This window comes from Streptomyces sp. NPDC001714, assembly GCF_042892755.1.
Taxonomy (GTDB): domain Bacteria; phylum Actinomycetota; class Actinomycetes; order Streptomycetales; family Streptomycetaceae; genus Streptomyces.
This window is the reverse complement of sequence record NZ_JBIAUL010000001.1, coordinates 286,455-312,546: the sequence shown is the minus strand read 5'-3', so window position 1 is coordinate 312,546 and position 26,092 is coordinate 286,455. Positions and strand designations below refer to the sequence as shown.

21 protein-coding genes are annotated in these 26,092 nt (G+C 68.3%); 6 read left to right on the top strand and 15 right to left on the bottom strand.

Features of this window, described 5'->3' with window-relative positions; genetic code table 11:
- Positions 1 to 67 precede the first annotated feature (67 nt).
- The 9 genes from ACFY0P_RS01470 to ACFY0P_RS01430 form a co-directional block, all read right to left on the bottom strand.
- Positions 68 to 598 (bottom strand): hypothetical protein, encoded by a 531-nt coding sequence (locus ACFY0P_RS01470; protein WP_388906050.1) that lies wholly within the window; start codon positions 596 to 598, stop codon positions 68 to 70.
- A 60-nt stretch (positions 599 to 658) separates the two neighbouring features.
- Positions 659 to 1,252, bottom strand: a complete 594-nt coding sequence (locus tag ACFY0P_RS01465; protein ID WP_388906048.1) for a hypothetical protein — start codon at positions 1,250 to 1,252, stop codon at positions 659 to 661.
- Positions 1,253 to 1,491: 239 nt separating this feature from the next.
- On the bottom strand, positions 1,492 to 2,226 hold the full coding sequence (locus ACFY0P_RS01460) for a hypothetical protein (RefSeq protein WP_388906045.1): 735 nt from the start codon (positions 2,224 to 2,226) through the stop codon (positions 1,492 to 1,494).
- 71 nt (positions 2,227 to 2,297) lie between these two features.
- Positions 2,298 to 2,510: a bacteriocin immunity protein gene (locus ACFY0P_RS01455; RefSeq protein WP_388906043.1), complete on the bottom strand. Its 213-nt coding sequence runs from the start codon at positions 2,508 to 2,510 to the stop codon at positions 2,298 to 2,300.
- A 27-nt stretch (positions 2,511 to 2,537) separates the two neighbouring features.
- A complete protein-coding gene (locus ACFY0P_RS01450; RefSeq protein WP_388906041.1) occupies positions 2,538 to 7,169 on the bottom strand; it encodes a DUF6531 domain-containing protein in 4,632 nt (1,543 codons plus the stop codon).
- 116 nt (positions 7,170 to 7,285) lie between these two features.
- A complete protein-coding gene (locus ACFY0P_RS01445; RefSeq protein WP_388906039.1) occupies positions 7,286 to 7,597 on the bottom strand; it encodes a hypothetical protein in 312 nt (103 codons plus the stop codon).
- A 17-nt stretch (positions 7,598 to 7,614) separates the two neighbouring features.
- A complete protein-coding gene (locus ACFY0P_RS01440; RefSeq protein WP_388906037.1) occupies positions 7,615 to 8,244 on the bottom strand; it encodes an SMI1/KNR4 family protein in 630 nt (209 codons plus the stop codon).
- Positions 8,245 to 8,587: 343 nt separating this feature from the next.
- Positions 8,588 to 8,752 (bottom strand): hypothetical protein, encoded by a 165-nt coding sequence (locus ACFY0P_RS01435; protein ID WP_388906035.1) that lies wholly within the window; start codon positions 8,750 to 8,752, stop codon positions 8,588 to 8,590.
- Between the two features lie 4 nt (positions 8,753 to 8,756).
- Positions 8,757 to 9,404 carry a hypothetical protein gene (locus ACFY0P_RS01430; protein WP_388907270.1) on the bottom strand — a complete coding sequence of 216 codons (648 nt, stop codon included), beginning with the start codon at positions 9,402 to 9,404 and terminating at the stop codon, positions 8,757 to 8,759.
- Positions 9,405 to 9,483: 79 nt separating this feature from the next.
- Here ACFY0P_RS01430 and ACFY0P_RS01425 point away from each other — a divergent pair, with 79 nt between their 5' ends.
- Positions 9,484 to 9,831 (top strand): hypothetical protein, encoded by a 348-nt coding sequence (locus tag ACFY0P_RS01425; protein ID WP_388906033.1) that lies wholly within the window; start codon positions 9,484 to 9,486, stop codon positions 9,829 to 9,831.
- Positions 9,832 to 9,860: 29 nt separating this feature from the next.
- Positions 9,861 to 10,403: an isochorismatase family protein gene (locus ACFY0P_RS01420; protein WP_388906031.1), complete on the top strand. Its 543-nt coding sequence runs from the start codon at positions 9,861 to 9,863 to the stop codon at positions 10,401 to 10,403.
- On the opposite strand, the gene ACFY0P_RS01415 is transcribed toward ACFY0P_RS01420, so the two are convergent.
- From ACFY0P_RS01415 to ACFY0P_RS01405, 3 genes are all read right to left on the bottom strand, one after another.
- Complete coding sequence (locus tag ACFY0P_RS01415; RefSeq protein ID WP_388907268.1) at positions 10,389 to 10,943, bottom strand: hypothetical protein; 555 nt, start codon at positions 10,941 to 10,943, stop codon at positions 10,389 to 10,391. The genes ACFY0P_RS01420 and ACFY0P_RS01415 overlap by 15 nt on opposite strands.
- Positions 10,944 to 11,545: 602 nt before the next feature.
- A complete protein-coding gene (locus tag ACFY0P_RS01410; RefSeq protein ID WP_388906029.1) occupies positions 11,546 to 11,773 on the bottom strand; it encodes a DUF397 domain-containing protein in 228 nt (75 codons plus the stop codon).
- Entirely contained in the window at positions 11,770 to 12,645 is an 876-nt protein-coding gene (locus ACFY0P_RS01405) for a helix-turn-helix domain-containing protein (protein WP_388906027.1), read from the bottom strand. The genes ACFY0P_RS01410 and ACFY0P_RS01405 overlap by 4 nt, the downstream gene beginning before the upstream one ends.
- 156 nt (positions 12,646 to 12,801) lie before the next feature.
- Here ACFY0P_RS01405 and ACFY0P_RS01400 point away from each other — a divergent pair, with 156 nt between their 5' ends.
- The 4 genes from ACFY0P_RS01400 to ACFY0P_RS01385 all read left to right on the top strand — a co-directional run bounded on the left by ACFY0P_RS01400 (position 12,802) and on the right by ACFY0P_RS01385 (position 16,293).
- Positions 12,802 to 13,236 carry an ATP-binding protein gene (locus ACFY0P_RS01400; RefSeq protein WP_388906025.1) on the top strand — a complete coding sequence of 145 codons (435 nt, stop codon included), beginning with the start codon at positions 12,802 to 12,804 and terminating at the stop codon, positions 13,234 to 13,236.
- Positions 13,237 to 13,572: 336 nt separating this feature from the next.
- Positions 13,573 to 14,373, top strand: a complete 801-nt coding sequence (locus tag ACFY0P_RS01395) for a helix-turn-helix domain-containing protein (RefSeq protein WP_388906023.1) — start codon at positions 13,573 to 13,575, stop codon at positions 14,371 to 14,373.
- 40 nt (positions 14,374 to 14,413) lie between these two features.
- Positions 14,414 to 15,301 (top strand): hypothetical protein, encoded by an 888-nt coding sequence (locus tag ACFY0P_RS01390; protein WP_388906021.1) that lies wholly within the window; start codon positions 14,414 to 14,416, stop codon positions 15,299 to 15,301.
- A gap of 146 nt (positions 15,302 to 15,447) precedes the next feature.
- The gene (locus ACFY0P_RS01385; protein WP_388906019.1) at positions 15,448 to 16,293 is read left to right on the top strand and encodes an FkbM family methyltransferase; all 846 of its coding nucleotides are present in this window, start codon (positions 15,448 to 15,450) and stop codon (positions 16,291 to 16,293) included.
- 140 nt (positions 16,294 to 16,433) lie between these two features.
- Here the strand turns inward: ACFY0P_RS01385 and ACFY0P_RS01380 are convergent, their stop codons facing one another.
- The 3 genes from ACFY0P_RS01380 to ACFY0P_RS01370 are packed head-to-tail and all read right to left on the bottom strand — an operon-like array spanning position 16,434 to position 25,715.
- Complete coding sequence (locus ACFY0P_RS01380; protein WP_388906017.1) at positions 16,434 to 17,816, bottom strand: FG-GAP and VCBS repeat-containing protein; 1,383 nt, start codon at positions 17,814 to 17,816, stop codon at positions 16,434 to 16,436.
- Positions 17,817 to 17,873: 57 nt separating this feature from the next.
- The gene (locus tag ACFY0P_RS01375) at positions 17,874 to 18,152 is read right to left on the bottom strand and encodes a hypothetical protein (RefSeq protein WP_388906014.1); all 279 of its coding nucleotides are present in this window, start codon (positions 18,150 to 18,152) and stop codon (positions 17,874 to 17,876) included.
- Positions 18,153 to 18,164: 12 nt separating this feature from the next.
- Positions 18,165 to 25,715 carry a ricin-type beta-trefoil lectin domain protein gene (locus ACFY0P_RS01370; protein ID WP_388906012.1) on the bottom strand — a complete coding sequence of 2,517 codons (7,551 nt, stop codon included), beginning with the start codon at positions 25,713 to 25,715 and terminating at the stop codon, positions 18,165 to 18,167.
- Positions 25,716 to 26,092 lie beyond the last annotated feature (377 nt).

Genomic DNA, 26,092 nt, shown 5'->3' with positions numbered 1-26,092 from the left:
CGGACAGGGCGCGATCAGAATCCCCAGGGGTCGGGGTGAGGCTTGGCCGCGGGGTCCTCGGACCAGGTCAGACGAGCCTCGATCTGGTCCCCCGTGAGGTCGAGCAGCCGGTCGACGGCCCAGCCGTTCCACGGGGGAACTGCAGCAGGCGGAACGCAGGCAGCCGGGTCGGCAGGGCCTCGGGACGGTACACGGGCTTCTTGATCTCGCCGTTCCGCTTCGGCTTGGACGACCTGCGCTGATCGAGGCAGTCGACCACCTGATCGACGAGGTACAGGACGTAGTCGTCGCCCTTGCCGTTGCGGATCTCGACGGGTACCAGGTTCCCGGCCGACAGCAGTTCGTCCCCGAACCCCTCGGCCAGACGGCGGCTGAGCACGGGCGCTCCGGGACTGCCGCTGGGGAACTCACTCCTGGGAGTGCCGTCGTCGTCCAGCCATTCGGCACGCAGCCAGGTGGGTCGCTCCTCTTCGCCGCCCAGACGCTGCCAGCGCATGAGCCGGCTCTGGTCCGTCCCGTCCAGACGCAGCGTCTCGTAGTCGCTCAGGCTCGGCAGAAGCCGGTAGACCGCCGGGCCCCGTCGGGACATGCCAGACATCGCGTCACCATCCATACAAGCCAGAGGACCGGCCGATCGGGAGCGCTGCGTGTGCCGGGATCACAACCCCCACGGATCGGGGTGTGGAGCGGCCGAGGGCTCCGGTGACCACAGCAGGCGGGCCTCCAGATGGTCTCCGAGGATCTCGCCCAGCAGATCACGCATCCAGCCGGTCCAGCACACCGCGACAGGGAACTGCGGAACCCGGAACGCCGGCAACTCGGCAGGCACCGCCTCCGGACGGAAGACCATCTTCCTCATCTCCCCGGTGGCCTTCTTCGGCCGGTCCGACCTGCGAGTGTCCACGCAGTCCACGAGAGGCTCCACCACGTACAGGGCGTACTCGTCCGGGTCGGGGCCCGGTGTACGGACGGGGACCAGCCGCCCGGCCTGCTCCAGCCGCTCCTGCCCGACCCGGTCGACGAGACGCCGGCTCAGGATCGGCGCACCCGGATAGTCGGAGGCGAACTCGGCCTTGCGCGCCTTGGGGTCACCGGTCCACTCGGCCTCGAACACGTCCGGCAGAGCGACCTGCGGTCCCTGGAACTGCCGGCGCTTGAGATCGATCAACGAATCGCGGAGGCGCAGCGTCCTCAGATTCTTAAGGTCGGCCAGAAAGCGGTACACGGCCGCGGAGGTCTGGTCAGAGGTCATGTCGTCCCAGTGCCAGGAGGCGGTCGTGTGGGTGAGGTGGTACGGCCGGGGTGGCCGAGCGCGCCCCGGGTCCGAGCCGTGATCAGTACAGCGCTTCGGGGCGGACCGGTCTGGTGAGCTTTTCCGGGGCCTCGTCGGGGGTGGCCGCCCGCAGCGAGACCGAATCCATGCCCGTGTAGACCGCGCCGTCCTCGGCGATCGCCAGGACACTCTTTCCTCTCCCGGGGGAGGCCAGACGGTCAGCACAGGCTCTCCGCCACCAGGGGCAGCAGGTCGTCGAGCCCCAACTCCCGCCTCCCGGACGCATCCGTGAGCACCCACGTGGCATTCCGGTCCCATTCCACACGCCCTACGTCACCAGCGTGGTTCTCGTACTCCACGAACCCGCCGGGAGCGTTCCTCAGCTCCGCGATCTCGGCCAGCAGGACCTCGGGCCGGGCCAGGGCACGCCCCGGGTTGTTGCTGCCTCCACCGGTACGGGGGTTGTCGAAGCGCATCTTCAGGAACGGCATGGGACCACGTCCGACGTCCGCGGTGGCCAGCATCTTGTGGTACCTGGTCTCCGCCTCCTCCAGCGTCTCCTGCCCCGAGAACTCGCACCGGTACGCGGGGAAGACGATGGTGGTCACAGGCGCGAGGTCGGGGTTCTGGACCCGGTGGTGGCCGTGCACCCCGGGCACGACGGCCGCGACGGCGTCGAAGGCGTATCCGAGCGCCTCGAAGCCGCCGACGCAGGTCAGGAAGCGCCCCTCGGCGATCAGCTCCGGCTCGTGCGCGCGGGCGAAGGCCAGGACCGCACGCGCGAGCGCGTCGTCGTGCCGGCGTATCTGGTTCATCTGGAGAAGCCGGGTGCCGTCGCCGGTCAGCGCTCCCGCGAAGTTCAGCGCCGGGTTCAGACGCCACGTCCAGGCACGATCGAGGCCGTCGATCGGCGTGGCCCGCGGGAACGCGGTGACGGTGGACTGCAGATCCACCGTTCCTTGTGGGGTGACCGGGTCGGCCAGGGACACCATCGCTCCGCGCGAGGTCGGGAGAAATGCCTGGCTCACAACTCGATCGGCCGGTAGGCGAGCGCCCGGTCCACCACTTCCTCAGCCGTGAGATCTTGGTCCGAGTAGTAGATCAAGTCGGTCACCCGAGGGTGCGGCACACTCTGTTTCAGTTCCTCAACCAACGCGTCTTCCTCCGCCTCGGGCAGATGTGCGTCGATGAGCTGCTGAACCATCCGAATGAGTTCTTCACGCGTTTTCGAGATCACGCAATTCACCCTCTCGTCCCGAGCCTATCAACTGCCGAAATGGTAACCACCGTCCAGGACCTCCTTATGGTATCGCGGTGTCACAACCACCAGGTTGTCGAGGTCGTATACGCCGCCACCTCGCCCGATGGGTTGAACGTGATGCAGCACGTAACGGCCCTGACCCGGAATGGCCTGATCGAGGGCAGTGAAGGGTGCCTTCCCCTCGGCCATGGCCGTCTGACCGGACTTCTTGAACTGTCCGGCCAGTTCCGGATTTTTCGAGACCTCTTCCCAAAAAGCCGCCCTAAAGTGGTCGAAGCTCTTGAACTCGCGCCCTTGCAGCCCTCGGGCCACCTGGCCCGGAATTCTCCCCGCATTTCCCTGGCTGCCCCGCAACCACTTGCCGGTGATATCCGGAAGCCGGTCGCCTCCGGTGACCATGCCCGGGGAATTGCGAAGCTCCGTCGCGGTCTTCCGGGCCGCGATCGCGCAGGGGGTGAGACCAAGAGGATCGACCCATGTGTGCGGATTATGCACGTACGCGACGGGATTGGGGGCCGGTTCCAGTCCGAGCGGATCCTGAGTGAGGTAGAGAGCCGTCTCAGGGTCGTAGTGACGAAAGCAGTTGTAGTGCAGGCCCGTTTCCGGGTCGTGGTACTGGCCCGGAAAGCGGAGCGGCGTGTAGGCAGTGCTGTCCGCCGCCCACGCGGTGACACCCCACAGGGTGCTGCGGGCCCGCCCGGCGATGTTCCCGGCTTCGTCGACGAGTTCGGTCGGAGTGCCGACGACATCGGTGACGATGGCGAAGAAGCGGGAATCGATCTCGTCCTGGGGTGCGTCCGCGGCCGACATCCGCTCCGTCTGGGCTATCGGAGCCAGGCCGTGGTGGTCCCAGGTGAGGGTGACCGAGGTGTCGAGTGAGGTCGACGTGGTGGTCTGTTCGCAGAGAGCCGTGCCGTCCCAGGTGAAATCAACCCGTTCGACCACGGTGACACCGTCGTCGGCGAGGCGCAGTTTTGCCGTCCTGCGCCCCAGCGGGTCATACGTGTACCGCCAGCGTGTGCCGTCGGGTGTGACGACCGAGACGAGCCGGTCCTCGGCATCCCAGGTGTAGCGCCAGGTGTCGGGCTTCCGGGACAGGCGCGTCTTCTGCCGCAGGGTCACCCGGCCGAGGTCGTCATGTTCGTAGCGGACCTTCCCGGCCCGCCTAAGACGAGTGCCGCGGTAGGCGCGGTCTCCGGTGGCTTCGTACCCGGGGTGGGTGTCGGGCCAGCCTGCGTGCGTCTGGTTACCGGCACTGTCGTAGGCGTAGGTCTCGGTCCAGTTCTCGGCCCGCACCGCGGTCACCCGCCCGGCCGCGTCCAGATCAAAGCGACGGCTTCCGAGGACCGGGCCCTCGACCCCGGTCAGATTCCCGTCGGCCTGGTAGGCGAAAGACCGGTGCAGGACGGGACGGATGTCAGTGCCCGTGACCGTCTGGTTGGTCAGGCGCCCCACCTCGTCGAACGCCTGGACTAGGGTCGCGGCGGCGCCGATGCGCCGCGTCACCTCTCGGCCCGCCGGGTCGTGCTCGAATTCGATGACTCGCCCGGAGGCGACGAGACGGGTGAGCAGCCCTGATTCGGCGTAGGTACGGCTGCTCGTGGCACCGGATGGAGTGACACGGCCCGCAAGCTGCCCCGCCGCGTCATAGGAATAGGTCACAGTCCGTCCGTTGACCGTCTCGGCCAGGAGACGGCCGGCGCTGTCGCGCTCAAGGGTGAGGGCGGAGTCGGGACCGGCGGCGTGCATGAGGTTGCCGAGTCGGTCGTACGCCCACGTGGTGACGGCCCCGCACGAGTCCTTGCGTATCAGCTGGCCAAGAACGTCGTATGTGAAGGTGATGGTCTGGCCGAGTGCGTCGGTGCGGGAAACGAGGCGCCCGGCAGCGTCGTAGGTGTACGTGAGAACGCGGCCGTCGAAGTCGGTCTCCGATATCAGACGACCGGCCTGGTCGTAGTCGTAGCTCCAGGTCATACCAAGTGGGTTGGTGACGCGGACCAGGCGCAGGGATGCGTCATAGGAGAACTGATGACGAGCCCCGTCCGGGCCGGTGCGGGCCGCGAGCAGGTCGAAGTGGGTGTAGTCGGAACGGGACACCTGCCCCAACTGGTCTGTGTGGCTTGTGCAGTTGCCCTCACCGTCGTAGCCCCACTCCTCCACCGCCCCGTCCGGTGTGACACGGCGAAGAAGCCGGCCCTCCGTCGACCAGGCCAGTCGCGTGGTGTGCCCCAACTCGTCTGTGATGGTGACGGGATTCCCGAACGCGTCGCGTTCCCAGCCGGTGCCGCCCGACTGGTCGGTGACTTCGAGAGGCATGCCCGCACGATCGCAACGCACTGTGGTCGTGCGGCCCAGAGGATCGGTGACGGTGAGGGGATGGCCTTCCGGTGTGTAGGTGCTGTGCGAGGTCGCCCCGCCTGGATCGGTGATCGACGTGCAGTTGCCGCGTTCGTCGTAGGAGTACCGCCATGAAGTGCCGCCCGGCAGGTTCACGCGCGTGGTGAGATGGAGATCGCTGTACTCGTAACGGACCGTGGCACCGTCGGGCCCGGTGATCGCGACCGGACGCCCCAGCTCGTTGACGCTGATCCGCGTGGTGTGACCGAGCTGGTCCGTCGTCGAGGTGACGTGCTGGTGGGTGTCGTAGCCGGTGCGCACCATGCCGCCCAGCGGATCGATCTCGGCGATGACGAGGCATCGCTCGTCGACGACGAAACGGCTGGTGGCACCGTCCGCGCTCGTGACCTCCGTGATACGGCAACCGGGCCAGGCAGAGGCGGCCTCCTGGTCGTAGGCGAAGGTGTTGGTCATGTGCCCGGCCTCACCGCCTTGGGCGATGCACCGGTCCTGCTCGTCGTAGGTGTACGCATAGCGACGGAGGTTCGTGTCCTGCCACGACGTGATGCGCTGCCGCTCGTCGTAGGTGAATCGCGTCGGCATACCTGCCGAGTCGGCGACTTCGGTGAGGTTCCCCGAGGTGTAGCCGTAGCGCCTGACCCTGACGTCTCGCCCGTCTTCGCCCGCCCCGGCCAGTCCCAGCGCGGTGACGCGCCCGTCTTCGACGGTGAGCTTGAGGTGATACCCACCGGAGTGCCGAATGGCCTGAGGGGCACCCTCGTAGTCGTAGTCGAAATCGATGGTGTTGTGGTTACGGTCAGCTATGCGCTCCACGAGCGCCACGCCACGCGCAGGGGCGGCGAAGCGGCGGCTGATACCCGTGAGCGGTTCGGTGATGAGGTACCCGCCCGTGTCCAGCCGGACCAGTGGCCAGGTGGGGCCGCTCTCAGGAGTTACGGAAACCGCAGGCCCCTCGGGATGCGGATAGGCCAGCAGCATGCCGTCCTCGGTGACGAACACGACCCCTTGCTCGTCGATTTCGAGCCGCTGGTCGACAGTGGAGGACCAACTGGGCCCGAACCACCGGCCCGAGCGGCAACCCGACGAGGCGCGACGGGTGAAGTCGAGGGCCAGGGTTCCCGGCAAGGCGACATCGGTCTGCGCCAGGTACATATGGCCCGTGGCCGGGTCGACCGGGTCGCCGCATCCTTTGATCAGGGCTTTCAGCCTGCTGTAGGCGCCCTTTGAGCCTTCCGCGAGCAATCCGCGGGCGGACTTGAGGCCGCGCAGCCCTCCAGCCAACGCCTTCATTCCGCCCTTGGCGTTCTTCAGTTCCTTGAGTCCTTTGGCGAGTTTGCCGAGCGACGTGATGCCCTTGCCACCGGGTATACAGTCCAGCGCGGCGAACGCCACGTCCCACAGGGACGCTTGGCCTTTGGAGTATTTGTAGAGGGTGTCGGCGAGGACGACGAGGGCGGCGACGAGGACGATCGCGCCTAGGATGGGCCCGCCGATGATCATCGCGATGATCCCGACGACGGCGACGACGACTTTGCAGACGGTGACGATGGTGTCCCAGTTGTCCTCGAACCAGTGGCCGACGTCCTGCCACCAGTGCCGGTTCGGGATCCCGGCGTCCGACGCCTCGTCGATCTTCCGCTTCGCCTCACCGGCCGCGTCGTCGCGCATCTTCCGCGCGTCCTCGGCCATCTTCTTCGCGGCGTCGAGGGCGTTCTGGGCGCTGGTGACGTCCGACTGGGCCTGGGTGTGCGCGGACTTGGCGCTCTGCACGTCCCTGGTGGCGGCCCGCACCTTGCCCTCGTCGGGCTTGTCGGCGCTGGACTTGCTGCCGGTGGGGTCGTCCTTGTACTTGTCGGCTTCCTTGGTGGCCCGGGTGACCCAGGAATCGGCGGAGGAGAGCCGGGACTTGGCGGAGGACAGGTCCGACTGCGCCTCCTTCGCCTTGACCAGGGCCTTGTCGGCAAGCGCCTGCGCCCGCTCCAGCTTCGGCCAGTAGTCCGCGAGGGCGTCCCCGCACAGCTCGTAGGACTTCTTCAGCTTCTTCAGGTTCTTCGGGACGTCCTTGAACTGCTCCTTGAACACCTCGGCCGACTTCCCGGCCCACTGCAGGAGGGTGTCCTCACCGGCCATGCCCTTGACCAGACGGAGCGCGTCGGAGACGTCGTCCGCGAAGGAATGCAGCTGTGCGGCGAGGGTGCGGACCCGCTGGGGGTCGCCGGGGGTCGGGTCCCTGTCGAGGTCGAGTGGATGCCAGTCCGCCGGTCGGTACCCCGCCATGATCCCGCAACCCCCGTCGCGTACGCCCCGTCAACAAACCTGTGCACACGCGAACTTACAAGGAACGACCGTTCGAGGTGAAGACTGGCGCGCGGGCTGGGCCATGGGCCGGGCTGTCAGGTGCCGGGACCGTCGCTGATGGTCCAGAAGTGTGAATCCTTCGGTGGCGCCGGACGCACGTTCCAGCCGGACAGGTCCTCTTCGGGATCTCCGTGCGGCGTCCGCCCCTCCTGGGGCTTGAAGTAGAGCCGGTAGGCCCAGAACTCGGGAAACTCATGGCACATGAGATCCGGATAGGGTTCTATTTCGGCGCCTTCGTACGCCGCGTTGACCCGCGCAGCCTCCTCTCCGGGACAGATTCCGAACCCGGTCACCAGCACTTCGGCGATGTGCCGGAAGAACTCCAGCATCCCGTCGTCGAGTTCCACGAGAAATTCCTCGGTTCTCACCCTCGTATCCCTCCCTGCGTCGGGTGGTCGGTCCGCCGCTCCTTCGGCCGGCGACGGACGGTGTCCGGATCCGGATCCGGTACGAAGGCCGGGTCCGGATCCGGATCCGGTACGAAGGCCGGACGGGCGCTGGGGAAGTCGCCGGGGAACACGTCCATGCGGGTTGCGCCGGAAAGGACGGCCACTAGGAACTCCACGATTCCGCCTACGAAGTGGGGCCATTTGGTGTTGCGCGCCCCGTTCGCCGTGACGGCCCATTCGTTGGGGGCTGCCTCGGGTTCAGTGACCCAGTAGATCGTGTCTCCGTTGTCGGTCTTCCCGACCGCCAGCAGGTGATCGATCCTGTGCGGGACTCTCTTCCGCAGCCCCTCCGGCATCTGCTCCAGCAGTTCGGCGGCGCGCTCGGCGGCGTCGACGAGGCGGGTCGGCCAGAACTGCGAACGCGGATGCAGGATGTGCATGAAGTCGTCGAAGCCACCTGACCCGTACCGTTCCGACAGCCACTTGTAGTCGTCGGGCAGGCGGACACCGAGTTCGTCCTCCACTCGCTCCCAGTCCACGGCGTCCACGGCCGCATCCGTCGGCGGCGGTACGAGTCCCAGCAGCTCTTCTCGTGCAGTCGTCAACGTGTCTCCGTCCGTTCAGCGGTGGCGGCCACGCAGGATCCGCCGACCGTCTTCGACAGCGTCCACGGAGCGCAGTCACCAGCACTCCAGCTTGTTGCGCACCGTCACGTACACCCAATCGGCGCTTGAACCAGGGCGGCAGGTCCCGGTACGGCACGAAGGTGAGGGCGTCCCTGATGGGGTGCTCCGCCACGCGGCCGCGGCGGTGCTCCGCCACGCCGCCGCGGCCTTCCGCCCGCAAGGCCGCGAAGAGTTCCGGGGTCAGCCGCCGGTTGAGCCGTGCCGCGTGCCCGGCCGCGACGAAGGCGTTCGTCCGCTGGAGGCCGTGCGGGAACCCCACCACCTAGACGATCCGGGGCGACGCCTCCTCCAGCGGGCAGTGGAACGCCAGCCCGATCACCGCCGTACCGAGATGGTCCTCGCCGCGCTCGAACGCGGCGTCCCACTCCGCGGGGTCGGCGAGCCCCAGCAGACCCGCGCCGGTCCGCCAGCGCGTCTCCCACCGCAAAGGCTCAGTCCGCGAAGCGGAACGTCGACGTGATCGCGTCGAAGATGTCGAAGAACGAGTCGGCGAGGTCGAGGACCTGGCTGCTGCCGGCCACCAGGGCGACCTTGCCCTCCTGGCCGGGGACCGGGATGAAGGTCTGCATCAGGACGGCGCGGATGGTGCGGCCCAGGCTGTCCTCGGGGATCGGGATGTCCTCGATGCCGTAGGTCCGGGCGGCGGGACCCACGCCGGGGATGTCGACCGTCGTCACCTTGCGCCAGGAGTCGCCCTCCCGGTGGGCCTCCTTGGGGGCGAGCTGGGCGGCGATGGCGGCAGGGTCGTTGGAGAGCGGCGCGCCCTCGCGGGTTCGGCCGCCGACCAGCGACACCGTGACCGACCCGGTGATCGGGGTGTCGCCGCCGAAGCTCTCCGCCATGCAGCCGCAGTACATCGCGCCCGACTTCCAGGCGTCGGCCGCGGACTTGCGCAGGAAGCCGACGTACGTGTCCCGGTACTGCGCCAGCTCCGGGTGCTGGGCGACGCGTTCGTTCACCATCCGCCGGATCGAGTCGTCCCGCGACTCCGGCCGTACGTCGAACTCCCACCACGACTCAGGCACCTTGATCCGAAAACCGCCGCGCTCGATGGTCAGCGTCTCCATGTAGCGGGCCATGCTGTACGCCACCCCTCCCCCGATGATCTGATATACGGTGCGGCCCAGACTACGAGACGCGCGAACGGGGGACGGTCACGTGGGGAACGACAAGAGCGATCTCGCCATACCGCTGAGCGAGCTTGAGGACTACGGCCGCAAGCTGCGCTCCATCAAGGAACGCCTCAACCACACCAAGAAGATGTTCGAGTCCTACAAGGACGACGTCGGCAGCGGCACCGTTTACGACGCCCTCGACGACTTCGAGTCCAACTGGCACGACGGCCGCGAGGACATCACCAAGCAGATCGACTCCCTCGCTGACATGTCCGACACCGTGGTCCGCGAGTTCAAGAAGCTGGACGACGACCTCGCGAAGAAGGCGAAGGACGCGGTGCGGCCGGAGGGTCAGCAGCAACAGGGTGGTGGCGGGAACAAGGCGGAGTAGTCCGCGCTCCCCGGGGACAGAGTCACGGCATGCCGGACACCGCACTGCTCGTCATCGACATGCAGCGTGCGCTGCTGAAGGACGCCCACGACGGCGAGGCCTGCCTGGGGACGGTCGCCGAGCTGGCGGACCGGGCCCGTGCGGCGGGGGTACCGGTGGTCTACCTGCGGCAGCGGTTCGACCAGGTGCCCGCGGAGTGGCTCGAAGTCCATCCGACGCTGACGCCTCGGCCGAGGGACATCGTCCTCGACAAGGACAGCGCGGACTCCTTCCTCGGCACGGCGCTCGGCGAGGTCCTGGCCGGACTCGCCGTGCACCGTCTGGTCGTCACCGGCTACGCCTCCGACTACTGCGTCGACTCCACCAGCCGCAGCGCCCTCTCCCACGGCTACGACCTCGTCCTCGTCGCCGACGGCCACACCACGACGGAGCGCACGGCCGGCGCTCAGCCGACCGCTGCGCAGATCGTCGCGCACAACAACGAGATCTTCTCCGTGATCCAGTACGCGGGGCGGTCGGTCACGGTGGCTCCGGCGGCGGAGATCCGCTTCGACGCCTCACGGGCGACCTGATCGGTCGGTATCGTCCGCGATGTTCCACGCATCCGGCAGTTCACCCCCGCAGAAGACGCAGACGAAGTCGGCCTCGCGGACGATGTTGTGCTCCGCGCAGGCCGGGCAGCGGCGGAACACCACCTCGTGGGTGAAGGCGGTGGGGCGGCCGAGCGGGATGCCGTCGAGTGCGCGGGCCACCGCAGGCCAGGACGTGACGTCGGGGCAGTAGCCCGTCGACTGGTTGCTGACCTCGCTCACCGTCCAGCGACCGGCCTCGCGTACGAAGGCGATCTCCCCGGCACCGAGTACGGCCGCTCCACCCGCGCAGGCCACGTGTTCGCTACGGCGGGGCGCCAGCCGTAGCAGCCCGTCGGTGCCGACTACGTACGTGAACGGCTCGGCCAGCTCCGTCGAGGCCTGCCGTCCGGCCCACGACTCGAAGTCGGCCACGGACGCGATCCGGATACCAGTGGCGGCCGCGGACTGCCGTGCCGTAACGGCGAGTTCGGCAGGGCCGACGTACCGGTAACCGCGCTCCGGCGGGCTGCCGCCGAGCAGTTCCTCCAGCGTCCCGTCGTACGACCGGAACCCTGCCTTGATGTGGTCCTGCGTGGGTGAGTCCGGGCGGAGCACCGACGGCAGGCGGGCGACTCGCCACATTCGGTGGACGTGGTGCGGGGTGACGTTCCCGGCCGGATCCGCCAGGGCGCAGGCGGCCGTGAGGATTTCGATGACCTGGGGTGCGCCCGTGGCCGCGTCCCTACCGGCATCGAGGGCCACCGCCAGCAACGTGTGGAGGACCTCGGCCAGTTGGAGGTCGGCCGCCATGCGGCACATGCGACGTACGACCGAGGGCGAAGGATCGTGGAGGCTCTCGGTCCCCGTCACTCCGGCGGACCAGAGGACGAGGAGCGGCGCGGACAGGTCGTAGTCCCGGAAGTAGCCCATCGCGTCGGCGGTCGCCTGGGCTTCCCCACGGTCGAAGGCGCAGAGCGAGCAGACGGTGGCGAAGAGGCGGTCCCACTCTCGCCGCCTGCCCGCCAGGAACGCGCCGACCGAGACATCCGCGAACGACCACGTGCCGGTGGCGTTCAGCGCGCCCACGGCGACGACCGCCCCCAGCGGCGCGAACAACTCGCGGGCGTACCTGCGGGCGTACCTCACTCCCCGGCGGCCGCCGTGTGGGAGAGGAAGGCCGTCCAAGTGGCGGGCGGGAAGGTGAGGTGGGGACCGCGGGAGGGGGTCGCGGTGTTCTTGGAGTCGCGGATGTGGACGGTGGCGGGGCTGAAGGCGACTTCGACGCAGGAGTCGCCTTCACTGCTGCTGCTGTAGCTGCTCTTGAACCACGTCAGACCGGAGGCGTCCTCGGCCGTGGTCTTGCGGATCATGTCTCCCCCAGCAGTTGTTCGATGAAGGCCGTCGACTCACGCGGCGTGAGCGCCTGCGCCCGGATGATGCCATACCGCAGTTCAAGGATACGGAGCTGCTTCGCATCGGACACCGGTCGGCCGTTGGCCACTGCTACCGAACGCCCCACCGCCGAGCCGTCCTCGGACTTCAGCACCTCGATTCCGCCGGCCAGCCCCGCGTGCTCCTCACGATCCATCGGCATCACCTGAAGCTCGACGTTCCGCAACTGCGCCACCTCCAGCAGGTGTTCCAGCTGCTGACGGAGCACCGTCCGCCCGCCGAGCGGACGCCGGAGCGTCCACTCCTCCAGAACGAAACTGAGTTCGGGCGCCGGGTCCCGCTCGAAGACGGCCTTGCGGGCCACGCGCGCGGCGATGAACCGCTCCACCTCGTCCCCGGTGTACGCCGGGCGACGCATCAGGAGCAGCCCGCGCGCGTACTCAGGGGTCTGCAACAACCCGTGGATGTTGAGCGGGTCGTAGAGCTGGAGCTCGACCGCCCTCGCCTCCAGCTGCGCCAGGTCACGCACCTTCTTGGGATACCGGACCCGCCGTACGTCCTCCTTCATCGCCGAGAGCAGCCCCTCCGCCCCCAGCACCTCGTCCGCCCGGTCCAGATACTCCGGCCGGGGAATCCGCTTCCCACCCTCGATCTTGTAGACCATGTCCTCGCCGTACCCGACCGCCACCCCGAACTCGGCGGCCCGCATCCCCACCGCCTCCCGCCGCAGCTTCAGCTGCCGCCCGACGGTCGCAATGACCGCGACGCCCCACTCGTCATCGGGATCCACCTCCCAACCCGGCTCGTCCGCCTCGCTCCTGAGCCGCGTCACCGCGCCTTCCACGCTCATCCCGCACCCCTCCGTCGTACGACCGTGCCTCGACGACGCCCTACCCGTACGCCCGTGTCCGACAGCCCGGACAGCACCGGACAAGCAGCGGACAGTGACCGTACGCAACGACTCCGTCACTGTTCACGGTAGGCATGGGCGGCCACGCTGAGTGACGTGAATCAGGAAATCTCCACCCCCCTCGCCTGCCCGATCCGCAACTACAGCGTGCTGCTGTCGCCCACGCGCAGAGGAGCGCGGCTGGCGCGGCTGCTGGCGACCGAGCAACTGCGGTCGTGGGGGCTGCCGTCGGAGGACGCGGCGCACGTCGTCGCGGAACTGGCGGCCAACGCGGCGACGCACGGGCGGACGGCGGGCCGGGGTTTCCGGTTGTTGATGTACGTCGTCGGGAACACGGTCCGCATCGAGGTCACGGACACCGGCGAGGAGCGCCGCCCCCGCCTGCACCTCCCCTCCGAGGAGGACGAGACCGGCCGCGGACTGGTGATCGTCGAGGCCCTCGCCGACCGCTGGGGCGTCTCCCTCGGACCCCGCCCCCGCAAGACCGTCTGGGCCGAACTGACCGTCACGCGGTCCGCCGCGAGACGGTGACGCCCGCCGCCAGGTAGTTAAAAACCCCAGGGAAATCCCCCTCCCCAACCCCACCCGCCTCCCCGCCGCCGCCCGTCACCCTCCGGAGTGAACATGGCCAACTGGGCTGGATTCGGTGCCGGTTGCCCGGCATATGCTCGCCGCGACAACACCGGGTGACCGTGCGAGCACGCAGACGGCCACCCCCGTACATACGACGGCCCCCGGCCGGGACTAGCGATCCCGATCGAGGGCCTGACCACCTAGGAAGACTGCAACTTCCCGATGGATGCAGAGCACACTAGCGCGCCCTCGCGCGCCCGGTCAGCCGTTCCCGGGGCGAACCCCTCGTACGGGGTGACCCATCTCAACGTCCGGCTCACCACTCGGTACACGGTGGTCGACAACCGCCTTCTCCAGCACCGCGAACTCTCCCTCACCGCGATCGGCCTCGCCGGCCACATCCAGTCGCTGCCGACCGGCGCCCGCGTGGACATCAAGTCGCTGACCGCGCGTTTCCCGGAGGGCGAGGTGCGGATCGCGGCGGCGCTGCGCGAACTGGAAGCCCACGGTTACCTGTCCCGGACGCGCGAGCGGCTGCCGAACGGCCGAGTGGTCGCACGGACGGTGTCGTACAACCGGCCGACGGGGGCGGAGGAGGTACGAGAGGTTACGCCGCCACCCGTACCGCCAGCGCCACCGGTGCCCGCCCCCGATCGGACGCATCCCCCGGCACCGGCATCGCCGCCGCGCCCGCCGAAACCACCTCTGCCGGAACCCACGCGCAGCACCCCCGACCCGCGGCGCGCGGCCACCACCCTCCTCTCCCGCCTCCACCACGACGACCCACGTCTCCTCCTCCCCGAACGCGAGGTACGACGGCTCGCCCCGGCCGTCGACGCCTGGCTGGAGCGCGGCGCCTCGCCCGAAGCCGTACGCCGCGCCCTCACGTCCTGCCTCCCGGCCGAGCCGCTCCTCCACCCGGCGGGCCTCCTGGCCCACCGCCTCACGGAGTACCTGCCACCGCCGCCCCCGCCCGCCCCGCCGCGTCCGCTCCCCTTCCAGGACTGCGACGGCTGCGACCGCCCGTTCCGCGCGGCGCAACCCGGCCGTTGCCGGGACTGCCGCACCCACCAGCCGCTAACGAGAGCGGCATGACCAGCCCAATCCCCACGCCGAGAGGTCCCGAGCCCTCCTCATGGTCAGCTCCCCGCACGAAGCGATGCACCGGATCTTCCAGCAGGATCCGGGGCTCTTCCCCCGAGCCGTAAGGGCGCTCGGCGTCTCCTTCAGCGATCCGGTCTCGGCGTCGCCGTTTCCCACGGACCTGACGGAGAACCGCCCCCTGGAACGCCGCGTCGACACCCTCCTCCGCCTCGACACGGTGAAGGACGGCAGCTTCCTGCTCGCCGTGGAGGCCCAGGGAGGTCAGGACGCCGACAAGCCCGCCAGCTGGGCCTATTACCTGGCGTATCTCTACGCCAAGTACAAGATGCCGGCGGTACTGCTGGTCGTCTGCCAGGACAGGAACACGGCCTCCTGGGCGGCGCGGCAGGTCAACCTCGGTCCCCCGCAGTGGCCCACCCTCACCCTGCGCCCACTCGTCCTGGGCCCGGACACCGTGCCCGTCATCGACACGCCGGAAGCGGCCGCCAAGGACATCTCCCTCGCCGTGCTGTCCTCCGCGCTGCACAGCCGCGCGCCTGAGTCCGATGCCATACTGAAGGCACTGGCAGCCGCCCTGAAGGGCCTGCAGGCCGACGACGAAGACACCGCGAGCATCTACATCGAGCTCACCGAACAAGGCCTGGGCAAAACGCCCGCCGCGGACCTTTGGAGGCATCTCATGGCCGTCGACCTCTCCATCTTCCAGTCCCAGACGGCCCAGGCCCTGCGCGCCGAAGGCCTCTCCGAGGGCCTCTCCGAAGCCCTCCTCGTCGTCCTCAGCGGCCGCGGCATCGACGTCAACGAGGAAGCCCGCGACCGCATCACCACCTGCGACGACCACGACACCCTCACCACCTGGCTCACCCGCGCCGCCACGGCCACCACCACGGCCGAACTCTTCGCAGACACAGAGGGGTAGACAGCCCGAGCGAAAGAGCGGGTTAATTCCAGGTTATTCGAAATGAACAAGCTCCATAAATGCCACCCACAAAAACCTGTGCGCTGCCCTTTCTGATCATTTCGAAACCCTGTGACATTTTCTGACCTCGGCTTTACCATCACCCAATGCGTATTTCCGAGGTCGAAGCCGCCAACGCCCGCATGCTGGCCCACGCACCGTCGGTCAGGCCGGTCGCCACCGGGGACATCATCCGCGTGCACCGCAAGAAGTTCCCCTACCGGGGCTACGTGGAGATCGAGTCGCCGTACTGTCCGCCGTTCGTGATGTTCTGCGTGAACGACGATGCGGTGGCCATGGACACCCTGTGGAACGGGACGTTCGGCTACGAGCCCGGCACGCTCGCCACCTGGTCCCGGCTGGCGGCGCAAAGCTCGACGATCGCGGACGTCGGCGCTCACGTCGGCTACTTCTCGATGATCGCCGCGCATGCCAACCCGAAGGCGAAGGTGCACTCCTTCGAGCCGGTCGACCAGATCCACGCCCGGCTCTCGGTGAACGTCCGCTCCAACGGCGTGCAGAACGTCAAGCTCCACCAGGCCGGTGTCTCCAGCGAACCCGGCTGGGCGGACATCAGCGTCCGTTTCTCAGGGAACCTGCTCTCCACCGGCTCGACGCTGGAGGGCGGCGCCGCCCCTGACGCCCAGCAGAAGCGCATCCAACTGCTCACCCTCGACGAGGTATTCGCCGAGACCAGGCTGGACCTCGTCAAGATCGACGTGGAGGGCCACGAGATGTCGGTGCTCCGCGGCGCCCGCCAGGTCCTGAAGCGCGACCGGCCGACCCTCGTCATGGAGGCCCTGGTCGACGCCGCCCTCGACGACCTCATCGCCGAGTTCGACCCCCTCGGCTACGACGTCCACTGGATCGCCGAGCACGACGGCACGCTGGTCCCCTGGAACGAACCCCGGCCGCCGCACACCCGCAACCTGCTCTTCGCGCCGCGGGACTGAAGCTGCCCCGCCCCGACCTGCCGGATCGCCGGGGCCACTCGCCATCCGCCACGGTCAGGGACGGAAGCGCCGATCACGTGTGGCTGGAAGGCTGTCATCGTGACGTTACGGGGCCGACGTCCGTGCTCCCCGGTGGCCGGTCACTGCGGGAAGTCGGCCCGAACGGACAGTTCACGGCTGCCGGACGTCACGACACCCTTCGCGCCTGCCGGGAGAAGAACGCTGGTGTCGTAGTTCTCGTACTGATCGGAGACCAGGAGGTCGGAGTAGCCATCACGGTTCACGTCACGCAGGCGGACATGGATACCGAAGGACGCGTACTGAACGGCATTGCCCGGCACGCCCGCCATAGCGCGAGTGAACCACTGCGAGCCCGCGCCGGTCAGCCCCTTCCGGCCGCCCCGGAGCACGTGCACACCACCCGCCTCCTTCGAGCGCCCCACATTCTCGTACGGCACGCCGACGGCGAGGTCCGGATAGCCGTCCCGGTTGCTGTCACCCGCCGAGACGGAGTGGCCGAACTGCTCGTCCTTGGCCGCGGCGGTGGCGACGCCGGCGGTGGACTGCGTCAGGCGATAGGAACTCGCGGCTCCCTTGGGTCCGCCCCGCAGCACGACCACAGAGCCCGCGTGGTTGTTGTACGGGATGTCGCTGACCGCGAGGTCGCCGTAGCCGTTCTTGTCGAAGTCGGCGATGACTCCGCTCGGTTTCCAGTCCGGCGAAGTCTTGTCGTACGTCGTGAACGTCCCGGACTTCAGCGCGGAGCCGCCCTTCAGGAACCACGCGGCCTGCGTCATGTGGCCGTTCTTCTCACCCTGCCCCAGCACGTACAAGTCGGTGGCTCTGTCCTTGGTGACCTTCCCGGCGATCAGCACTGTCGGCTCGAAAACCTTGGTGACAGTGCGACTTGGGCTGTACTGAGTGACGCTTCCCGTATGGCCCGCCTTGGAGAAGCCACCCCGGTATACGTAGACCTTGTCGATGTCGGCGACCGCCAGGTCGGGTTTGCCGTCTCCGTTGAAGTCGCCGGCCGCGATCGACCAACCGAACTCGTAGTGTGCGTGGGGGGATGTGAGCGGTAGGCGGGTCGCGCTCGACGCAAGGCCCACCTTCGAGCCCCATACGATCGTGACAGCACCGGCTTCGGCCTTGCCGGCCGCCTTCTCCGTCTTGTCGGCCACAGCGACGTCGGCAAACCCGTCGCTGTTGAAGTCGGCAGTCGCCAACGACTCACCGAAAGCGTCGGTGCTGCCACCTGACGCCCCCGGTATGCCCGGACTGTTCTGGGTGAACGTCCTGGTGGTGGCACCGGGCCCGTCCGCTGCCCCGTACGTGACCGTGAACGAGCCGCTGTCTCCGGTCACGTAGTCGCGGTAACCGTCACCGTTGAAGTCGTCGGCGTAGGTGGCGGGAGTGGCCGCGGTTGCGGTGGACGGGAGAGCGAGTGCCAGGCTCGCCGCGAACGCTGCGCAGGCTGTTGCGGCGACCGTGCTGACTTCGAGGGAGGTACTACGGGTGGGCATCTTGCTCCTGACACAGGTTTCAGCGGTGCATGATGGACGAGGGCTCGCGTGCCCTCGTCACTCCAGATCGGACGGCCTTGCGGATAGGCGCAGTTCGCCGTTCGGCATGAAGTCGATTGCGATGGCATCGAGTTGAGAACCGACATCCGGGAACTCGTCCGCCCTGAGATGCCTTCCATCACTCAGCATCACGAAGTCGATAAAAGCGGCTAGATCGGTGTCCGGCTCGACGATCTTCACGTCGATGCCGAAGCGGCCCCTATGAGCCGTAACCACGCAGCGCACTCTTTGGAACTGCACAAGTCCACAGCGCTGCCACAACTCCCGGCTGCTCATCCCGCCACCACTCTAGAAGTCGACACCATGTTCCCAAGGAACCCATTCCGTCTTCGAATGGTCGATGAAGGAATTGAAGTCCTCAATATCCTCAACGTCGATAATCCACTGCAGTCCGCCGTCCTTGTCATGAAAGCGCCTGTACGCACTCGGATGAAACTCGTCAAGGAAACCCGGCTTCATCGTGAAGATGTGATACCCATCCTCGTAGACCCCTTGGCCCGCGTACTGCCGGACTACGGACTCCGAGTCGCCCAGATAGGCAAAGCTATTACCGTTGACATCCACGTCCGTGTGATTCGCAGGGTTCAGACCTCGTGCCTCCGACGCCCGATTCCCCTTCTGAGGCGAGCGATAGAGTTTTACGGGCTCTTCGTCGGCTCCCGTTGGACAGTTGTGGACCAGGACAGGCGTCTGGCCGGCCAGCACATAGTACGTGTGCGTACTGGAGACGGTCAGATTGTTGACCGTAGCCCTCTGGGTCCACGCCCGTACCGCCGTGATCTGGATGTACGTGCCGGCGGACGTCTGCAGCCAGTCGGTCGGGCGGAGTTCCTTCGCCTTGGCCCAACGGTGCAGCTTCGGGAGCCAGATCGGGTGGCCGTCCGTCGCCGTGATGGACTTGCCGTTGGCCAGGGTGAGGCGGACCAGGTGCTTGGTGCCGTGGCCCTTGATGGTGGCCGTGACCGTCTGGGTGCCGAGACCGCCCAGGACCGGGTCCGTCGACTTCACCTTGTCGCCGGGCTTCAGGTCCTTGATGGCCTTCGTCTTGCCGTTCGCCAGCAGGACCTTCGTGTCCGGGGTGAAGCTGTTGCACTTGCCGGACGACTCGGCGGCGTCCGCACCCTCGTCGGAGGCCTTGGCCGTGTCGCCTTCCTTCTCGGTGGCCTTGCCCGCGTCCTTCTCCGCTGTCTTCGCTGCCGATTCCTCCGCCGACTTCGCGGTCTTCTTCTCGACCGCCTTCGCCGCCTTCTCCTCGGCGGTCTTCACGACCTTCTTCTCGACGGCCTTCGCCGCCGTGTCGACGACCGTCTTCTCGGCGGTCTTCACGGCCGCCTGTTCCGCGCCCCGCGCCAGTACCCCGCCGCCGAAACGCATCGCGCCCCTCGCGGCCGCCAGGGCCAGGCCGCCCTCGCCGAAGGTCGCGACCGTGATCACGATCGTCGCCGCCGCCATCAGGCAGGAGCCGAGGGAGGGGTTGGTGGCGCAGCTGACGATGTCCGCGACGCCCGAGTACTCGTACGCCACGTGTGCGACGACCTTGGTCGCCTTCCACGCCGCGTGGGCGATCTGGGAGAAGCCCCAGAACTCGCCGTTCGGGTCCGCCTTGGTCACGGGGCTGTTGTCCGCGTAGGCGTACCCGCCCAGTTGGAGGAGGTCGGAGAAGTCGATGACCGGGTCGATGGTCGTGAAGCGGCCCGTTACGGGGTCGTAGTCCCTCGCGCCCAGATGGATCAGGCCCGTGCTCGACTCGTCGTCCCCGCCGATGTACGTCCGCGAGCCCGCCCAGGCCGCCGCGCCGGCCAGGTCGCCGCGCAGGTTGCCCCACGCGTCGTAGGACCGGGAGGAGACCGCCATCCCGGACGCCAGCTTGATCTGGACCGTGCCCGTGCCCTGGGTGTTGGTGATCTGGGCGGCCAGGGTGTGGGCGGAGGTGGCGCTTGAGGTGTAGCGGACCACCGTCGGGGCGCCGGCCTGGGCGTAGCTGCGCATCGCCTTGGTGGCCGTGGTCGTCTGGGAACCCATCACCTCGGTCTCGCCGAGGAAGAGGGTCGTCCAGCCGCCGGTGGTCTTCGCGATCCGGTTGCCGTCCGCGTCGTAGAGGTAGGACGTGGTCGCCGCGATCGTGAACTTCTGCGTCGACGCGCTCGCCGTGCAGGCCGCCAGGGTCAGGTCGGTGCCCGCGGTGGTGGCGGGGGCGTTGAGGCACAGCTTGGACGCCGCGTTGTAGAACGTGCCGTCCGTGCGGAGCACGAAGGACTGTGCCGTCGCGTCTGGGACGCACGTCTGGAGAGTGACCGCCGAACCCGACGCGGTGCCCGCGGCCGTGGCGCACTTGCCCAGGACCGTGAGCTTGCCGCCGTTGGCACTGAACTTCTGGGCGGTGGTGCCGTTGCAGGTGTAGATCTGGATCGCGGTGCCGTCGGCCGTGAGGGAGCCGGCATCGTCCAGGCACAGGCCGCCGGGTCCGCTGATGGCGCCCTTGCCCGCGCCGAAGCCGGAGACGGACGTCAGCAGGCCTTCGCCGTCGTACACGAACGACTGCGAGTCACCGTTGATCGTGCGGGTGTCGGTACGCCCGGCGTCGTCGTAGGTCGCGGAGTTCACTTCGGTGACCGTCTTGGTCCCCGAGTCCGCCGGCGTGACCGACTTCTCCGTCCAGCCGGTCAGGGTGTCCGGCTGGCCGGTGTCGCCGTAGGCGTACGAGGTCGAGCCGTCCAGGGCGGTGTTCAGGTCACCCGACGACGTTCGCTGGGTGCTGTGGTTCGTGACCGTCGTGCGGTTGCCCAGGTCGTCGTAGCGGTACGACTGCCAGTAGGAGAGGGCGCCGTACGTCGCCGTGCCCGTGGTGATGGTCGAGGCCGACGGGGTGGCGCCCACGCCGCCGGCGGCCGTCGCCGAGGAGTCCGTGGCCTTCCACGTGGTGCCCGACGAGTCCGTGCACTGCTTCGCCGTCGCGCCCGTCCACGCCTCGACCAGCTGACCGCGGGCGTCGTACGTGAAGCACTGGTTGTCCCAGGTCGTGGTCGATCCGGCGGTCGAACCCGTCGCCACCAGGCTGGTGTTGCCCGCCTGGTCGTAGGCGTAGGCCGTCTGCGAGACCAGGCCCTTCGCCGTCTGGGTGGCCGCGTAGGAGTGCAGGAGCAGGCCGGTGGGTTCGTCGTAGAGGGCGCTCGTCCAGACCCGGTACGGGTTCTTGCCCGTCGTGGAGCGGGTGATCTGGCCGTACGGGTTGTAGATCGCACCCGTCGTGTACCAGTCCCAGCCGGACGTGGAGATCGGCAGGTCCTGGGCGTTGTAGCGGGTGATGACCTTCTCGGCGGTCGTCATGCCGCCGGGGGTGGCGGGCAGGGTCGTCGACTGGACGTTGCCGGTGGGGGTGTACGTGTACGACCAGTGGTAGGAGCCGGAGACGTTGTTGGTCTGGCCGCTGATCGCGGGGATCGTGACCGTCTTGCCGGTGAGCTGCCCCCGCTCCGTGTAGCCCGTCGCCTCGGTGACGATGTCACCGGCGGCGGAGCCGGGGGTCGTGTGGCGGACGGAGGTGGCCGGCAGGCCGATGCCGTTGGCCTCCGTGTCGTACGTCCACTCCACCGTGGGCAGGCTCGCCGAGCCCACGGTCATGGACAGCTTGCGGCCGAGCGCGTCGTAGCGGTAGTGCAGGACCTTCCCCGTGGCGTCCTTGGTCTGGGTGACGTGATCCTGGTCGTCGTACCAGGTGCGGCTGGTGCCGGAGTCGGGATCGGTGCTGGTCAGGACGCGGTGGCGGGAGTCGTAGGTCCAGGACCAGACGCGGCCGGACTTGTCCTTGACCTGGGTGATGTTGCCGAGGGGGTCGTACGTCGTCTCGGTGTACGTGCTCGCCGAGCGGTCGGCGTTGGTGTAGGTGATCTGCTTGACCGCGCGGCCGAGGGCGTCGCCGATCGTCTTGGTTGCGGTGGCGCCGGTGGGCGGGACGACGGTGACCGAGGCGTCGGTGTCGCTGTAGGTGCTGGTGGCGGACGAGAACTCGGCGTTGTGGTGCAGGGTGGTCGTCTTGACCGGGCGGCCGAGGCCGTCGTAGGTCGCCTTCGTCGAGTTGGGGATCGGCTGCTGACTGGTCGGCAGATACCAGGACTTCGCCGGGAGGCCCAGGACGTAGTAGCCGTTGTCCGTGCGGGCCGCGTTGCCGTGGTCGTCGTAGCGGACCGAGGTGACGATGCGGCCGAGGCCGGTGGCGTCCGGCGACTGGGTCTGGACGGTGCGCATCATGCCGTCGTAGAAGGTGACCGAGTCGCTGTAGGTGCCGTTGTCGCGCAGTGTGCTGGTGGTGACGCTCGTGGGGGTCTTGGCACCGAGGGCGTAGCTGATCCTCGTCGACGGCAGGGCATCGTCGTCACCCGGGAGCCAGCCCGTGGTCAGGCGGCCGAGCTGGTCGTAGGCGTAGCGGGTGATGTTGTGGTTGGGATTCTCGGTGGTGAGCGTCAGGCCGCGTGCCGGGTCGAGGGTGGTGATGGTCGCCTGGCTCTTGGCGTTGGTGACCGTGGTGCCGGTGACGACGTACGGGCTGCTGCCCGGGTTGTACACCGTCCTCGTCTCGTGGGCGGGGCTGGCGCCGTCGCTGACCTTCGTGGCGCGGCCGTAGGAGTCGTACTCGGTGACGGAGCTGGTGACGCTCGCGGTGCCGTCGCCGTTCAGGGTCTTCTCGCTGGTGGCGTCGCCGGCCGCGTTGTAGCCGGTGGTGACGTCGGAGACGACCTTGTCGGTGGCCGCGGTGGTGACGCCGTCGCAGTCGGTGGCCGTGGTCAGGACCCGCTTGGGCAGACCGTAGAGGTTGGCCGACGCGTCGTTGGCGAAGGTGGTGAGTGTGCAGGTGGTGCCGGCGATCGCCGGGGTCGTGTCGCCGGGGGACGACAGGGTGACGGTCGAGACCTCGCTGAGCTTGGCCAGACCGTTGTCGTCGACCGTCGTGGTGGTGCGGGTGCCTCGCCACTTGCCGTCGTAGGCGGTGAGGTCGTCGACGCGGCGGATGTAGGAGCGGCGGGCGACCAGGTCGGTGTCGTCGGTGCGCTTGCGGCGGGCGGTCTCCGTGGTGGCACCGGGGACCATGATCACCCGGCTGTGTACGGCCGCCGCGGCTTCGGAGGACACGTAGGTGACGGTCTCGGCGGCCTGGCCGGCGTATTCGTCCACGTCGTCGGAGCTGAGGGTGGCTCCGGTGTCGTCCTTCAGGGTCCTGCCGGAGCCGCGCAGGTAGTACGCGGTCGACTTGGAGCGGGTGGCGGCGGGACCGTCGGGGTCGCCCACCTGCGTGGTGACGGAGGCGTAGCCGCGCCAGTCGCTGTGGGTGCGCTGCGAGGGCTTGGTGAACTCCGCGTCGCTCTTCGCCCAGTAGCCGCCGCCCCCGTAGGTGTAGGTGGTGACCAGGTCCGGTGAGGCGAGGGCGGACGTGCTGACGACCGTGTCCTGCTCGGTCACGCGGGCGACCGTGTACTTGTCGAACCAGGCCAGCGGCGGGTTCTCGACGCTCTCGTCGGGCGACCAGTGCACCGGGTAGCAGGCGGCCGTGTTGTCGGCGATGTCGGTTGTCGCGGGTGCGTAGGTGCAGCCCTTGTTGTAGTCGACGACCGTCTTCTTGCCGTTCTCGTCGGTGATGCCGGTGATGCGCGGGTGGATGTAGGTGAGTTCCTCGTCCTTGCTGTCGGCGCGCACCCGGTTGGGCAGCGCGGTGCCGTCGAAGACGACGGCGGGCAGGGTCGAGGACGCGCTCGGCACGTCGTCCGGGTCAGTGGTGTCGGTGTCGTAGGCACCGTGCTGGATGCTGGACAGCCACATGCCCGGCGAGGTCTGGTACCAGCCCTTGTTGAAGGCCTGGCTCAACGTCCACTCGTCGATCGGGTAGAGGGTGCTGGTCCCGTCCCGGTGGGCCCAGGTGACGATCTTCTCCAGACGCTTGCGGGTCCAGAAGGACGGGAAGGTCGGGCACTGCTTAGCCGTGTCCGACTTGCAGAGAAGCGTGCGCGGAGTGTCGTACCAGACGCGGTACTTCTCCGGGTCGTCGGTGGTGAAGTCGTTCTTATCGCACTTGCCGTTGTTCGCGTTCAGGCAGCGCTCGTCGGCCTTGAACTCGACCTTGGCGGCCGGGACCGCGCCCAGGGCGTCCTTGTTCAGGCCGTACTCGATGGTCAGCGGGTAGGAACCCCGGTCGTACTTGACGTTCTCCTTGGTCGACTTGTTCTTGGCGTAGTAGTTCTCCTCCTGCTGGTAGGTGATCACCATGGCGTTGCCGTGCAGGTCGACGACCTCGTCGAGCTGCCACGCCCAGGCCTGGTTGCAGGAGGAGTCCTTGAAGGCGTCCGCGTGGCACGGTTCCTTCGGGTCGTTGCCGAAGACGGGGACGGTGGAGACCGAGTCGGTGTCGGCGTGGCCGTGGCCGACCTTGTCCAGGCCGAAGTAGTACTGGGTGCCGTCGCGGGTGGTGGCGATCCAGTACTCGCCCTTGTCGTCGTCACCGCCGCCATCGCCGTTGTCCGCGCCGGTCTTGAGTTCGACCCTGGTGCCGTCGTCCGCCTTCGGGTGCCACTCTCCGGTGCTGTCGCTGCGGACCAGCTCGACGGTGGTGCCGCCGAGGGTCATCACCGCGTTCGACGACGCCCAGCAGAGATCGCCCGTCTTCTTGCTCTTGCCCTTGTTGTTGGCGTCGTCCCCGTCCTGGTCCTGAGCGCAGCCCCGGTACGACCGCTCGATGTGCCCGGGTTCGTACGACCAGCCCTCGCCGATCCACGAGGTCTGCGGGTTGGCGGCGGACGTCTTGCCGTCCACCGCCTGGGAGTTGTACGAGAACGCGATCGTCGGCGTCGGACCGGCCGAGACCGGCGGGGTGTCGATGCCGTAGGTGTAGGAGAAGCCACCCGAGGACGAGCCGGCCGCCCAGCTGCCCGCGGAGGAGAGCGGTGTCGCCCGGAAGGAGCCGCCAGGGCCGCTACCGGTGTCGGTCGTGCCGAGAACCCCGCCGGCCCCGGCGGAGGCGGCGGCCGCCATCGCCCTGGTGGCCGCGCCGTGCCAGACCGCCGGCTGGACGCTGCCCTTGCTCAGGGCCGCGGCGGCGTCGGCGGTGGTCGTGCCGGTGGCGGTGTCGGCCGCCATCGGGGTGGACAGGTCCAGGGTCGCGTCGACCTTGGTCTCACCCAGGTCGGTGGTCTCGTTGCCGTCCGCGTCCGTGGTCGTCGTGTCGGCCTGCAGGTCGGCCGTGTTGTCGAGGGGCTCCGGGGTGGCGCACGCCTCGTTGTCGGGCTGGGTGAGGAAGCACTCGGGGTAACGGACCAGCTGGAGCCGGTCGGACCACTGGGCGCCGAAGTAGTTCTTGAAGGCGGTGTAGTCGATCTGGACGCGAGCCGGGGCCGGAGTGTCGTCGCTGGTGGTGATCTGCATCAGCAGACCGCTGACGCCGGTCGCGGCGGTGGCGGACTGGTCGAGCACGTTCACCGACCAGGTGCCGGTGGGCTGCTGGGCCGCGTCGTCCGAGGCGGCGCCGATCTTCACCGGGACACCGCCGTCGACCTGGACCAGTCCGTCGTCGGCGGCGGCCAGCTTCTCCGGGGTGATGTCGGCGGTGCCGTCGGGGCCCGCGGCCGGGATGGTGGTGGTGCCGTCCGGCGGGTCGGTGTCGTCCTGGGCCGGGTCGATCGCGTACTGGCGGGCGTATCCGTCCAGGGACTGGTCGGCGCCGCCCACAGGGTCGGTGGCTGGGACGTCCACCATCGAGGCGACGTCGTCGTCCGGCGGCGGCTCGGCGAAGGCCTGGCTGTCCAACATGCCTATGGAGAGGGCGAGGGAGAGCAGCAGGACACCGCCGGGCGCCATCGCGCGGCGGATCCCGCGATGCCAGCGCGGACGTGATCGACCGAACACGAAAGGAACCCCCCGGTGGGCACGGCCGGGAAGTCACCCGGTCGGCAAAACGGACGAAGCCGTCGAACGTAAGAAGAGCCGCGTGAAGAGGTATGGAGAAAGTAAGGAGAAAACAGCGGGGATTATTGATCAGTCGTTGAGTTCTGCGCCAGAGTGTTCGACTGCGTGTGGGATTGATCACTGACGGTAGCATGACAATATTGCCCAACTGGGCTCAGATTGCAGGCACTTAAGGGCGGAATAAGCCCGTCCGACCTGCGCAGACGCCTGCCCCGGCCCCAAAGGACCTTGTCCTGCACACCCCATCCCTCCATGATCTGCACACGGAC

Bases quoted from the DNA above. Each gene is read 5' to 3' on its own strand.
- ACFY0P_RS01450 (WP_388906041.1), bottom strand. From the start codon at position 7,169: ATGGCGGGGTACCGACCGGCGGACTGGCATCCACTCGACCTCGACAGG.
- ACFY0P_RS01375 (WP_388906014.1), bottom strand. From the start codon at position 18,152: ATGAGCAGCCGGGAGTTGTGGCAGCGCTGTGGACTTGTGCAGTTCCAA.
- ACFY0P_RS01470 (WP_388906050.1), bottom strand. From the start codon at position 598: ATGTCTGGCATGTCCCGACGGGGCCCGGCGGTCTACCGGCTTCTGCCG.
- ACFY0P_RS01385 (WP_388906019.1), top strand. From the start codon at position 15,448: ATGCGTATTTCCGAGGTCGAAGCCGCCAACGCCCGCATGCTGGCCCAC.
- ACFY0P_RS01420 (WP_388906031.1), top strand. From the start codon at position 9,861: ATGCCGGACACCGCACTGCTCGTCATCGACATGCAGCGTGCGCTGCTG.
- ACFY0P_RS01370 (WP_388906012.1), bottom strand. From the start codon at position 25,715: ATGGCGCCCGGCGGTGTCCTGCTGCTCTCCCTCGCCCTCTCCATAGGC.
- ACFY0P_RS01465 (WP_388906048.1), bottom strand. From the start codon at position 1,252: ATGACCTCTGACCAGACCTCCGCGGCCGTGTACCGCTTTCTGGCCGAC.
- ACFY0P_RS01410 (WP_388906029.1), bottom strand. From the start codon at position 11,773: ATGATCCGCAAGACCACGGCCGAGGACGCCTCCGGTCTGACGTGGTTC.
- ACFY0P_RS01430 (WP_388907270.1), bottom strand. From the start codon at position 9,404: ATGGCCCGCTACATGGAGACGCTGACCATCGAGCGCGGCGGTTTTCGG.
- ACFY0P_RS01390 (WP_388906021.1), top strand. From the start codon at position 14,414: ATGGTCAGCTCCCCGCACGAAGCGATGCACCGGATCTTCCAGCAGGAT.
- ACFY0P_RS01380 (WP_388906017.1), bottom strand. From the start codon at position 17,816: ATGCCCACCCGTAGTACCTCCCTCGAAGTCAGCACGGTCGCCGCAACA.
- ACFY0P_RS01405 (WP_388906027.1), bottom strand. From the start codon at position 12,645: ATGAGCGTGGAAGGCGCGGTGACGCGGCTCAGGAGCGAGGCGGACGAG.